Here is a 12,547-nt window from a genome sequence, read left to right on the forward strand (position 1 = left end):
AACACGCACTATCGATCCCCATGTTCGGGGGAAAAATGAGGCCGCTATAAATAGCAGATGCTTTTCCGGATAGCAATTATCTAAACGTAACACTTGACAACTGTGTGAGGAAAAGCGTATTTGCGCACGCGACCAGAATGTAAATTAACCAGTTACTTACTTTACTACAATGTAACCGGCAGTGATTTTTTAAGAGCCATGCCTTCAGCAGAAAGTTCCGCTTTATAAGCCAGAATTTCTACCCCCTTCTGTTGAGCCTCTGACAATAGTTGCGCGTATTTCTCATCGATGTGGCGCGCGGGTGAAAACCGTGTAATGGCTGAATGCAGCACGGCAAAAAAAATCACTGCACGCTGACCTTCAGCTGCTACGCTCATCAACTCCCGAAGATGTTTCTGACCTCGTTCAGTGACTGCATCGGGAAAGTATCCCTGTTCATTTTCCGCTAACGTAACCGATTTCACTTCAATATAGCAGTCAGGTCGAAACCTCGCCTGTAACATGAAGTCAATACGACTGCGCTCGGCGCCGTATTTTACTTCGCTTTTCAGCGAGCTATAGCCTGACAGTTCCGAAATATCCCCATTGAGGATAGCCTCTTTCGTCAACCTGTTTGCCCAAAGTGTATTGACGCAAATAAATGCACCGCTTTGGCTTTGGGTCAATTCCCAGGTGTGTGGATATTTCCGTTTTGTGTTGTCGGAAGTGGAATACCAGACGGTATCGCCAGGCGTTGCACAACCGGTCATCGCACCTGTATTAGGGCAGTGTAGCGTTAATTCGCGGCCATCGGGTGTGATCACATCGGCTAAAAAGCGTTTATAACGCTGAACCAGCGTGGCGCGTTGTAGAGGGGGTGAAAATTTCATTGTGACAACCCTTGTTATTGCGTCAGTGTCCAGCGTTTTAGCGGCGTGTAGCGTGTGCGCCCACGGGCAAACGAGGAGGCGTAGAGGGTAAACTCTGTCACCGCATATGACCAGTTAAAACCAGGCGGCGGGATTGTCACCGCCTCGCTGGCGTCGCGCAATAAGGTGATATGCGGATGAAACGGTCGATTGCTTTGAAAACAACCACTGCGAGCGGCCTGCGAACGGAGCATATTTGCTAACTGGATTAAGCCGCGCGGTGGCTGGCGCATCCCTAACCACACCACGCGCGAACGCAGCCACTGACCGGCGTCATCAAGCGTCAGAGTGAAGCCCGGTTGACGAATCCGTCCGGCTAAAAGAGAAAGCGCCTTCTCTTTCTCTGCGCTCACTTCGCCTAAAAACGCCAGCGTCAGATGCAAATTTTCGGCAGCAACCGGACGTCCCGCTTCTGGCGGGAATTGTGCGGCGCGCCAGTGGATAATCTGTTCGCGAATTTCTGCGGGTAAGTCGATGGCAAAGAACAGCCGTTGCGGTTCAGACATGTGAGGCACTCGGTTATGAATTACCGCGATGCTACAATGTGGCGCGAAGAATGTTAACCCTCAGGAGCGTTTTGTGTCGTCGTTGCCCGTTGCTGCCGTCTTACCTGAATTACTTGCTGCTCTCGATACCGCACCGCAGGTGTTATTAAGCGCGCCGACCGGGGCCGGGAAATCAACCTGGCTGCCGCTACAACTGCTGGCGCATCCAGGCATTAACGGAAAAATTATCCTGCTGGAGCCACGGCGTCTGGCGGCACGTAACGTTGCGCAACGACTGGCGGAGCTGCTTAACGAAAAGCCTGGTGACACGGTTGGCTACCGGATGCGTGCGCAAAATTGCGTGGGGCCGAATACCCGACTGGAAGTCGTTACTGAAGGTGTACTGACGCGCATGATCCAACGCGACCCAGAACTGAGCGGCGTCGGTATGGTGATCCTCGATGAATTTCATGAACGTAGCTTGCAGGCTGATCTGGCGTTGGCGCTATTGCTGGACGTGCAACAAGGGCTGCGCGATGAATTAAAGCTGCTGATTATGTCGGCTACGCTGGATAATGACCGCTTACAGCAGATGCTGCCAGAAGCGCCGGTTGTTGTTTCTGAAGGACGTTCTTATCCGGTTGAACGCCGCTATTTGCCGCTGCCTGCTCATCAACGCTTTGACGAGGCCGTTGCGGTTGCTACCGCTGAATTGCTGCGTCAGGAAAGCGGATCATTACTGCTATTTTTACCCGGCGTCGGAGAAATTCAGCGCGTTCAGGAACAACTGGCTTCGCGCATCGGCAGTGATGTGCTGCTCTGCCCGCTGTATGGTACGTTGTCGCTGAACGATCAGCGAAAAGCGATCCTCCCCGCACCACAAGGAATGCGCAAAGTGGTGCTGGCGACCAATATTGCTGAAACCAGTTTAACTATTGAAGGTATTCGCCTGGTGGTAGACAGCGCCCAGGAGCGTGTAGCGCGCTTTGATCCGCGCACGGGGCTTACGCGACTGATTACTCAACGCGTTAGTCAGGCATCAATGACGCAACGCGCCGGGCGTGCCGGGCGTCTGGAGCCGGGGATCTGTCTGCATTTAATCGCCAAAGAGCAAGCAGAACGCGCTGCCGCGCAAAGTGAACCGGAGATTTTACAAAGCGATCTCTCCGGTTTGCTGATGGAGTTATTGCAATGGGGATGCAGCGATCCAGCTCAGATGAGCTGGCTGGATCAACCGCCAGCGGTGAATCTACAGGCGGCGAAACGTCTGTTACAAATGCTGGGGGCGCTGGACGGTGATCGGCTAAGCTCGAAAGGGCAGAACATGGCGACGCTGGGTAACGACCCGCGTTTAGCGGCAATGCTGGTGAGTGCGAATAGCGACGACGAAGCCGCTACCGCCGCAAAAATTGCCGCCATTCTCGAAGAGCCGCCACGGATGGGGAATAGCGATCTGGGTGTGGTGTTTTCGCGCAATCAACCGGCCTGGCAGCAACGCAGTCAGCAACTGTTAAAACGCTTAAATGTGCGTGGTGGCGAGGCAGACAGTTCGCTTATCGCGCCGCTTCTCGCCAGGGCGTTTGCCGATCGTATTGCTCGCCGCCGTGGGCAAGAGGGGCGCTATCAACTGGCGAACGGCATGGGAGCGATGCTGGACACCGATGATGCCTTAAGCCGCCATGAATGGCTGGTAGCGCCGTTATTATTGCAGGGCAGCTCCTCGCCGGATGCGCGAATTTTACTGGCGCTACCGGTCGATATTGATGAGTTAGTACAACGCTGCCCGCAGCTGCTATATCAATCTGACACCGTTGAATGGGACGATGTTCAAGGTACGTTGAAAGCCTGGCGTCGGCTGCAGATTGGTCAGCTCACAGTAAAAGTACAGCCGCTGGCGAAACCGTCGGAAGATGAATTACATCATGCAATGCTCAACGGTATTCGCGATAAAGGTCTAAGCGTACTTAACTGGACGCCGGAAGCGGAACAGCTACGTTTGCGTTTGCTGTGTGCTGCGAAGTGGCTACCGGAATATGACTGGCCAGCGGTTGATGAGGCAAATTTGCTGGCGACGCTGGAAACGTGGCTGCTGCCACATATGACCGGAGTGCATTCACTGCGAGGTCTGAAATCACTCGATATTTATCAGGCGCTGCGCGGATTACTTGATTGGGGAATGCAGCAACGGCTGGATAGTGAACTTCCTGCGCATTACACTGTGCCGACGGGAAGCCGGATCGCCATTCGTTATCATGAAGATAACCCCCCTGTGCTGGCGGTGAGAATGCAGGAGATGTTTGGCGAAGCCACCAATCCGACGATTGCCCAGGGGCGCGTGCCGTTGGTGCTGGAGCTGCTTTCACCCGCCCAAAGGCCGCTGCAAATCACGCGTGATTTAAGCGCCTTCTGGCAAGGCGCGTATCGCGAAGTGCAAAAAGAGATGAAGGGGCGTTATCCCAAACATGTCTGGCCGGACGACCCCGCCAACACCGCGCCGACGCGCCGGACGAAAAAGTATTCGTGAGGTTGGTTTTCTCCCTCTCCCTTAAGGGAGAGGGAACCGATCGAGCACAAAATTTGAGAGATATCTTCTTCTGTCTTGCAACGGAAGAACAGAAAATCGGGCTTTTGCGCCTGAATATTGCGGAGAAAAAGTATGGCCGGGAATGACCGCGAGCCAATTGGACGCAAAGGGAAACCGACGCGTCCGGTCAAACAAAAGGTAAGCCGTCGTCGTTATGAAGATGACGATGATTATGATGACTATGAGGATGAAGAACCGATGCCGCGCAAAGGTAAAGGCAAAGGGCGTAAGCCTCGTGGTAAACGCGGCTGGCTCTGGCTGCTACTGAAACTGGGCATCGTATTTGCGGTGTTAATCGCCGTTTATGGGGTTTATCTCGATCAAAAAATTCGCAGCCGTATTGATGGCAAGGTCTGGCAATTGCCAGCGGCAGTTTATGGTCGGATGGTAAACCTTGAGCCAGACATGACCATCAGCAAGAACGAGATGGTGAAACTGCTGGAGGCAACCCAGTATCGTCAGGTGTCGAAGATGACCCGTCCTGGCGAATTTACCGTGCAGGCTAACAGCATTGAGATGATCCGCCGTCCGTTTGATTTCCCGGATAGTAAAGAAGGGCAGGTGCGTGCGCGTCTGACCTTTGATGGCGATCATCTGGCGACCATCGTCAATATGGATAACAACCGTCAGTTCGGTTTCTTCCGCCTTGATCCGCGACTGATAACGATGATCTCTTCGCCAAACGGCGAGCAACGTCTGTTTGTGCCGCGCAGTGGCTTCCCGGATCTGCTGGTGGATACCTTGCTGGCGACGGAAGACCGGCATTTCTACGAGCATGACGGTATCAGCCTCTACTCCATCGGACGTGCGGTTCTGGCGAACCTGACTGCCGGACGCACGGTGCAGGGGGCGAGTACGCTGACGCAACAGTTGGTGAAAAACTTGTTCCTTTCCAGTGAGCGTTCTTACTGGCGTAAAGCGAACGAAGCTTACATGGCGCTGATCATGGATGCGCGTTACAGCAAAGATCGTATTCTTGAGCTGTATATGAACGAGGTGTATCTCGGTCAGAGCGGTGACAACGAAATCCGTGGTTTCCCGCTGGCGAGCCTGTATTACTTTGGGCGTCCGGTGGAAGAGTTGAGCCTTGATCAGCAGGCGCTGCTAGTTGGTATGGTGAAAGGTGCGTCAATTTACAACCCGTGGCGTAACCCGAAACTGGCACTGGAGCGGCGTAATCTGGTGCTACGATTGCTGCAACAACAGCAGATTATTGATCAAGAACTCTACGACATGTTGAGCGCGCGTCCGTTGGGTGTACAGCCGCGCGGTGGGGTAATCTCTCCACAGCCTGCTTTTATGCAACTGGTACGTCAGGAGCTACAGGCGAAACTGGGCGATAAAGTGAAAGATCTCTCCGGCGTGAAGATCTTCACTACCTTTGACTCGGTAGCTCAGGACGCGGCAGAAAAAGCCGCCGTGGAAGGCATTCCGGCACTGAAGAAACAGCGTAAGTTGAGCGATCTGGAAACGGCGATTGTGGTTGTCGACCGCTTTAGCGGTGAAGTTCGTGCGATGGTCGGTGGTTCGGAACCGCAATTTGCGGGCTATAACCGTGCGATGCAGGCGCGTCGTTCGATTGGTTCACTGGCAAAACCGGCGACTTATCTGACGGCCTTAAGCCAGCCGAAAATCTATCGCCTGAATACGTGGATTGCCGATGCGCCCATCGCGCTGCGTCAGCCGAACGGTCAGGTCTGGTCACCGCAGAACGATGATCGTCGTTATAGCGAAAGCGGTAGAGTGATGCTGGTGGATGCGCTGACGCGTTCGATGAACGTGCCAACGGTAAATCTGGGGATGGCGCTGGGGCTGCCTGCGGTTACGGACACCTGGATTAAGCTGGGCGTGCCGAAAGATCAGCTGAATCCGGTTCCGGCGATGCTGCTGGGGGCGTTGAACCTGACGCCAATCGAAGTGGCACAGGCATTCCAGACTATCGCCAGCGGCGGTAACCGCGCACCGCTTTCTGCACTGCGTTCAGTGATTGCTGAAGATGGTAAAGTGCTCTATCAGAGCTTCCCGCAGGCGGAACGCGCTGTTCCGGCGCAGGCGGCGTATCTGACACTATGGACCATGCAACAGGTTGTGCAGCGTGGTACGGGTCGTCAGCTTGGGGCTAAATATCCAAATCTGCATCTGGCAGGGAAAACAGGGACTACCAATAACAACGTTGATACTTGGTTTGCGGGCATTGACGGCAGCACGGTGACCATCACCTGGGTAGGCCGCGATAACAACCAGCCAACTAAGCTGTATGGTGCCAGCGGGGCAATGTCGATTTACCAGCGTTATCTGGCTAACCAGACGCCAACGCCGCTGAATCTTGTACCGCCGGAGGATATTGTGGATATGGGCGTAGACTACGACGGTAACTTTGTTTGCAGCGGTGGTATGAGAACTTTGCCAGTATGGACCAGCGATCCAGATTCGTTGTGCCAGCAAAGCGAGATTCAACAGCAGCCGTCGGGCAATCCGTTTGATCAGTCTTCTCAGCCGCAGCAGCCTGCGCAACAGGAGCAGAAAGACAGCGACGGCGTAGCAGGCTGGATCAAGGATATGTTTGGCAGTAATTAACGTTCTCAGGCAGTAATGCGTTGATACTAATGGCAGGTTCTCTGTTGATACAGGGAACCTGCTAAATTTAGTGGGATGCAAATATCAGAAGAAATTGACCTGTTTAATATTCAACGCAATGAATTTAAATATTTTTTGCGTGAAGCATTCTTCCTTTGATGCCAAAAGACATCCTCTCAGAATGGTCGATGAAAGCGTATCGACACAGCCTTTGCCGGACTTAATGAGAAAGCGAATCAAAAAGGTAAATAGTGAATGACTATAGCAGTGCACGCTAATGAGGTATCTCTCAACGTTGTTATTGGTATTAATGAGGGGGGCAAAAGATGATGCGCTCTGGTCAGCAAGTATCACATCCTGAGAATCACTATCAGGCATTATTGCAGGAAATTATGGCATTAAGTGGCCTGGATCCGAAAGGCGTGGCGCAGTATCTCGGCACTTCTTACATTGCAGTTACTCGCTGGATTCGCGGAGATATTGAACCCAGTGCCGATACGATAAAAGAATTGCATGAGCTACTTGCGAAGCTCAATGCGGGTCTGGCGATCGATCTTGCAAATCTGAATACGACACGAACATTCGCCTCTCGTGGGATACGTAAAAAAACCACAGCCGACAAATATGAAGGCACGATTGTGCTGCGCGATGAGCCGGGCCCGGCTCTGCTCTCCCGACTTAAAAAAGGAGAACTTTGGGGCAATGGTGAATACCAGTTGGCTGAAATTCTTTCATCGCATCCTGAAGCCGCGCAGACCGTGAAAGAGGCTGTAGCGGAGGGCGTTTCAGCAGGAAAGAATACGTATACTTATGACGCGCATACATATCACACCAAAGTTCCGCCTCAAGGGATTGCCCAGGTGCTGCAAAAATATTTGCCCGAAGGCGGACTGGTGCTTGATCCCTTTGCGGGAAGCGGTATGACAGGGGTTGCGGCGCTGACGACCGGCCATGATGTCATTCTCAATGAACTGTCACCTGCAGCCAGTTTTATCGCTAATCGATTTACATCGCAATGCGATCCCGCTGCGCTCGCGGCGGCGGTAAAAGTAGTTACTGAGAGTCTGGCGGATCTGCGCAAAACCCTTTACACAACGCAATGCCGTACCTGTGGAAAAGAGGCGGAGTTGCTCTTTACTGTCTGGTCATACAAAGTCATTTGCAGCGAGTGTAGTAAGGAGTTTGTGCTTTGGGACGAATGCCGTAGCTACGGTAACACTGTGCGTGAACATAAATTTTTGCGCGAGTTCCCGTGCCCTCATTGCCATCATCAGGTCAAAAAATCGCGCCTTGCCCGAACGACGCCTGTGCCGGTTCTTGTGGGGTACAAATGCTGCGGTAAAGTTCAGTCTGAGGTGCCGCCTGTGGAGGCCGATCTTAAGCTCATTGCCGCAATTGACGCAGGCAAATATCTTGCTGAGGAGTTCATCCCGGATTTCGAGCTGCCAGATGGGGTGAATCTGGCACAGCCCAAGCGTCATGGTCTGACTAACATAAAACATTTTTATACTGCCAGAAATCTGGCGGCGATGAGCCAGTTGTGGAAAGCGATTCATCGCGTTGAAGATACCAATATTGCCGCATTTCTCGGCTTTGTTTTCACTTCGCTCTATCAGCGAGTGACCCGGCTTTCTGAGTACCGTTTTTGGGGCGGCAGCGGTAATACGGCAAATTTTAATGTCCCGTATATTTTTAATGAAGCGAATATCTTTTTGACCTTCGAACGCAAGGCCAGATCAATTATTGATCACCTTGAAACCACGGCTAAAGCCTACGTTGGTCGTTGTCAGGTTAAAACGGGTTCTGCGACCGATCTTTCGTTTCTGCCGGATAATAGTGTTGATTTAATTTTCACCGATCCGCCGTTTGGAGCCAACATTAACTATAGCGAAATGAATATGTTGTGGGAGTCCTGGTTAATGTCCTATACGGATGCCACGGATGAAGCCATAGTTAATCGCGTACAAAAAAAGGATGCCAACAGATATCAGGAATTAATGACGCAGAGTCTGGCTGAAAGTTATCGTGTGCTAAGACCTGGACACTGGATGGTGTTGGTATTTATGAACTCTTCGGAAGATATCTGGAATCGTCTGCGTAATGCCGTGCTGGATGCTGGTTTTACCATTGAAAGGATCGATATTTTCGACAAGCAGCACGGTACGTTTAAGCAATTTGTTAGCGATAACACCGCAGGTGCTGATCTCATGCTGCATTGTCGTAAAGTTGAAAATGGCAACAAGCGGGCAGTGTCAACGGCGGAGGCGAAAACTATTTCAGTTAAGGAATTTCTGAGCCAGCGAAATGGTACGATCCCCGTACTTCCTTATCTGCACGTTAAACGTGAGGCTGATATCGACTATCGCACTCTCTACAGCGAATATCTGGCTGAAAGTCTTTTACTGCATGGGAAAATGTTGGACTTCGCGACCTTCAGGTCTCAGGCAATTGCTCTTTTGGAAGGTAATAAGGACCCGTTGTAATGGCATACTTACAAGCATTTACTGATACTGAAAAGGTATTTGCTAAACGGTGGTTGGCAACTCAGGTTGCCGCCATGATGGGCAGAAAGCTGGAGGAAGGCGACTGGAGCCGCGTTTACTGCCTGGCAAAAAATATTCCCGATGGTGGCTGGAGCAATTTACATATTGATGTCAATTATCAGGGATTGGGGCTGGAGATGAAACTCTTGCGCATAGCAGGCCTGCGGGACAGACCGATCAAGTCAGTCTGCGGTACTACGCTTATGCACCCAGCTGCAACGCGTTCGATCCGTATTGATGATACCACTCGTGATGCTAACGATGTGATGCATGACGTCTTCCAGCAATACGCAGAGCTTATTGAACGTCGAACGCAAACGGTAAGAGATGCCGCACCTCATAAGACCCCTGATATGCGTACAGGCTGGCTGCTATGGGAGGATAGTCTGACGGAATTCCTCTATTTTGAAGAGCGGATGATCCCACCAAATCCGGAGCAGTACACAGCAGTATGGAATGTTACTCCAGCTAAAGGGGCACGTAAGGCCAGCAAAAGTTTATGGATATATGACCGGGATACAAAGCAGAAACGCTATTCTGTGACGACGAGTGCGGGTATCAAGATCCAGCCATATTTTGACGTGCCGCTGCCGTCAGACGAGAATCTTTGCTATTTTCGCGTGCAGAGTGAACCGGTGAATGAAGAGATCGTCCGCATGTGGGTTTCTGCCTCTACGGCTCAGGCACTAAAAAGCCGTCTGGGTTCGCTCGATACCGCCACCATGAATGAAGCAATTTTCCGTGCCATTGAACAGAGTGAGAACAACACTCAGGCGCCGGAAGTTGATGAAGGACTGGCGGTTTCTATAGATATCAGTAAACAAGCGCACGTTCAGCTCGCGGAAGCCTGGGAGGCCGTGAGCGATGAGCACCGCGCGCAGCTTCTTCTGAAAGCGCTATCCTGACGCTGCTTGTGTAGACTGGGGAATAAATCACTACGCCTTGTGGAGTGAATGAACACAGGGCGTAGATAAGTCAAGTTCAGTAACATCCCGCCTAAACAATTAACCCTTTCTTTTCATCTGATTGTTTATTGACCCTTCAGGGGCGCGCATATTGCGTACCGCTTGCGAACCCGTCAGCCTTTCGAATATTATCTTATCTTTATAATAATCATTCTCGTTTACGTTATCATTCACTTTACATCAGAGATATACCAATGGCGCGTTACAAAACTGCTCAGCCAAAACACTCGCTGCGTAAAATCGCAGTTGTAGTAGCCACAGCGGTTAGCGGCATGTCTGTTTATGCACAGGCAGCGGTTGAACCGAAAGAAGACACTATCACCGTTACCGCAGCACCTGCACCGCAAGAAAGCGCGTGGGGGCCGGCGGCTACCATAGCAGCGCGACAATCCGCTACCGGCACCAAAACAGATACGCCGATTCAAAAAGTGCCACAGTCTATTTCTGTTGTAACTGCCGAAGAGATGGCGCTGCATCAGCCTAAGTCAGTCAAAGAGGCACTTAGCTACACGCCGGGTGTCTCTGTTGGTACGCGTGGCGCATCCAACACCTATGACCACCTGATCATTCGCGGTTTTGCCGCAGAAGGCCAAAGCCAGAATAACTATCTGAACGGTCTGAAGTTGCAGGGTAACTTCTATAACGATGCGGTCATTGACCCGTATATGCTGGAACGTGCTGAAATTATGCGTGGCCCGGTTTCCGTGCTTTACGGTAAAAGCAGCCCTGGCGGCCTGTTGAACATGGTCAGCAAACGCCCGACTACCGAACCTCTGAAAGAAGTTCAGTTTAAAGCCGGTACTGACAGCCTGTTCCAGACCGGTTTTGACTTTAGTGATGCGCTGGATGATGACGGCGTTTACTCTTATCGCCTGACCGGTCTTGCGCGTTCTGCCAATGCTCAGCAGAAAGGGTCAGAAGAGCAGCGTTATGCTATTGCACCGGCGTTCACCTGGCGTCCGGACGATAAAACCAATTTCACCTTCCTTTCTTACTTCCAGAACGAGCCGGAAACCGGTTATTACGGCTGGTTGCCAAAAGAGGGAACCGTTGAGCCGCTGCCGAACGGTAAGCGTCTGCCGACGGACTTTAACGAAGGCGCGAAAAACAACACCTATTCTCGTAATGAGAAGATGGTAGGGTACAGCTTCGACCACGAATTTAACGATACCTTTACCGTGCGTCAGAACCTGCGCTTTGCGGAAAACAAAACCTCGCAAAACAGCGTTTATGGTTACGGTGTCTGCTCCGATCCGGCGAATGCTTACAGCCAACAATGTGCGGCATTAGCGCCTGCGGACAAAGGCCATTATCTGGCACGTAAATACGTCGTTGATGATGAGAAACTGCAAAACTTCTCTGTTGATACCCAGTTGCAGAGCAAGTTTGCCACTGGCGATATCGACCACACCCTGCTGACCGGTGTTGATTTCATGCGTATGCGTAATGACATCAACGCCTGGTTTGGTTACGACGACTCCGTACCGCTGCTCGATCTGTACAATCCAGTGAATACCGATTTCGACTTCAATGCGAAAGATCCGGCAAACTCCGGCCCTTACCGCATTCTGAATAAGCAGAAACAAACGGGTGTTTATGTTCAGGATCAGGCGCAGTGGGATAAAGTGCTGGTCACCCTGGGCGGTCGTTATGACTGGGCGGATCAAGAGTCTCTTAACCGCGTTGCCGGGACGACCGATAAACGTGATGACAAACAGTTTACCTGGCGTGGTGGTGTTAACTACCTGTTTGATAATGGTGTAACACCTTACTTCAGCTATAGCGAATCGTTTGAACCTTCTTCCCAGGTCGGAAAGGATGGTAATATTTTCGCACCGTCTAAAGGTAAGCAGTACGAAGTCGGCGTGAAATATGTACCGGACGATCGCCCAATTGTGGTGACGGGGGCACTGTATAATCTCACCAAAACCAATAACCTGATGGCGGACCCTGAGGGTTCCTTCTTCTCGGTTGAAGGTGGCGAGATCCGCGCACGTGGCGTAGAAATCGAAGCAAAAGCGGCATTGTCGGCGAGTGTTAACGTGGTGGGTTCTTATACCTACACCGATGCGGAATACACCACCGATACTACCTACAAAGGCAATACGCCAGCGCAAGTGCCAAAACACATGGCTTCTCTGTGGGCTGACTACACCTTCTTTGACGGCCCACTTTCAGGTCTGACGCTGGGCACCGGTGGTCGTTATACTGGCTCCAGCTATGGTGATCCGGCTAACTCCTTTAAAGTGGGAAGTTATACGGTCGTGGATGCGTTAGTGCGTTATGATCTGGCGCGAGTCGGTATGGCTGGCTCCAACGTGGCGCTGCATGTTAACAACCTGTTCGATCGTGAATATGTCGCCAGCTGCTTTAATACCTATGGCTGCTTCTGGGGCGCAGAACGTCAGGTCGTTGCAACCGCAACCTTCCGTTTCTAATTTCTCTTTTGGGGCACGGATTTCCGTGCCCGTTTCACAAGTTGGCT

The 12,547-nt window shown here is 51.7% G+C and carries 7 protein-coding genes; 5 read left to right on the forward strand and 2 right to left on the reverse strand.

The window, feature by feature from the left end; translation table 11 throughout:
- Positions 1-164 precede the first annotated feature (164 nt).
- Together sfsA and thpR are read right to left on the reverse strand one after the other, a co-directional pair.
- Positions 165-869, reverse strand: coding sequence for a DNA/RNA nuclease SfsA (sfsA, locus tag WES_RS17120; RefSeq protein ID WP_000672746.1), 705 nt, complete (start codon positions 867-869; stop codon positions 165-167).
- Between the two features lie 14 nt (positions 870-883).
- Positions 884-1,414, reverse strand: coding sequence for an RNA 2',3'-cyclic phosphodiesterase (thpR, locus tag WES_RS17115; RefSeq protein WP_001294671.1), 531 nt, complete (start codon positions 1,412-1,414; stop codon positions 884-886).
- 73 nt (positions 1,415-1,487) lie between these two features.
- Between thpR and hrpB the strand changes: the two genes are divergently transcribed.
- The 5 genes from hrpB to fhuA all read left to right on the forward strand — a co-directional run bounded on the left by hrpB (position 1,488) and on the right by fhuA (position 12,500).
- Positions 1,488-3,917, forward strand: a complete 2,430-nt coding sequence (hrpB, locus tag WES_RS17110) for an ATP-dependent helicase HrpB (RefSeq protein WP_016159365.1) — start codon at positions 1,488-1,490, stop codon at positions 3,915-3,917.
- 132 nt (positions 3,918-4,049) lie between these two features.
- Positions 4,050-6,554: a bifunctional glycosyl transferase/transpeptidase gene (mrcB, locus tag WES_RS17105; RefSeq protein ID WP_000918199.1), complete on the forward strand. Its 2,505-nt coding sequence runs from the start codon at positions 4,050-4,052 to the stop codon at positions 6,552-6,554.
- A 392-nt stretch (positions 6,555-6,946) separates the two neighbouring features.
- Complete coding sequence (locus WES_RS17100; RefSeq protein ID WP_262353843.1) at positions 6,947-9,037, forward strand: DNA methyltransferase; 2,091 nt, start codon at positions 6,947-6,949, stop codon at positions 9,035-9,037.
- Positions 9,037-10,002, forward strand: coding sequence for a hypothetical protein (locus tag WES_RS17095; RefSeq protein WP_000323818.1), 966 nt, complete (start codon positions 9,037-9,039; stop codon positions 10,000-10,002). The genes WES_RS17100 and WES_RS17095 overlap by 1 nt, the downstream gene beginning before the upstream one ends.
- A 254-nt stretch (positions 10,003-10,256) precedes the next feature.
- Positions 10,257-12,500 carry a ferrichrome porin FhuA gene (gene fhuA, locus WES_RS17090; RefSeq protein ID WP_016159363.1) on the forward strand — a complete coding sequence of 748 codons (2,244 nt, stop codon included), beginning with the start codon at positions 10,257-10,259 and terminating at the stop codon, positions 12,498-12,500.
- Positions 12,501-12,547 lie beyond the last annotated feature (47 nt).

Source organism: Escherichia sp. KTE31 (assembly GCF_000407925.1).
GTDB classification, from domain to species: Bacteria; Pseudomonadota; Gammaproteobacteria; order Enterobacterales; family Enterobacteriaceae; genus Escherichia; species Escherichia ruysiae.

What these genes read in the sequence shown, in the direction of transcription:
- sfsA (WP_000672746.1), bottom strand. Translation starts at nt 869, where the DNA reads ATGAAATTTTCACCCCCTCTACAACGCGCCACGCTGGTTCAGCGTTAT.
- thpR (WP_001294671.1), bottom strand. Translation starts at nt 1,414, where the DNA reads ATGTCTGAACCGCAACGGCTGTTCTTTGCCATCGACTTACCCGCAGAA.
- mrcB (WP_000918199.1), top strand. Translation starts at nt 4,050, where the DNA reads ATGGCCGGGAATGACCGCGAGCCAATTGGACGCAAAGGGAAACCGACG.
- WES_RS17100 (WP_262353843.1), top strand. Translation starts at nt 6,947, where the DNA reads ATGGCATTAAGTGGCCTGGATCCGAAAGGCGTGGCGCAGTATCTCGGC.
- WES_RS17095 (WP_000323818.1), top strand. Translation starts at nt 9,037, where the DNA reads ATGGCATACTTACAAGCATTTACTGATACTGAAAAGGTATTTGCTAAA.
- fhuA (WP_016159363.1), top strand. Translation starts at nt 10,257, where the DNA reads ATGGCGCGTTACAAAACTGCTCAGCCAAAACACTCGCTGCGTAAAATC.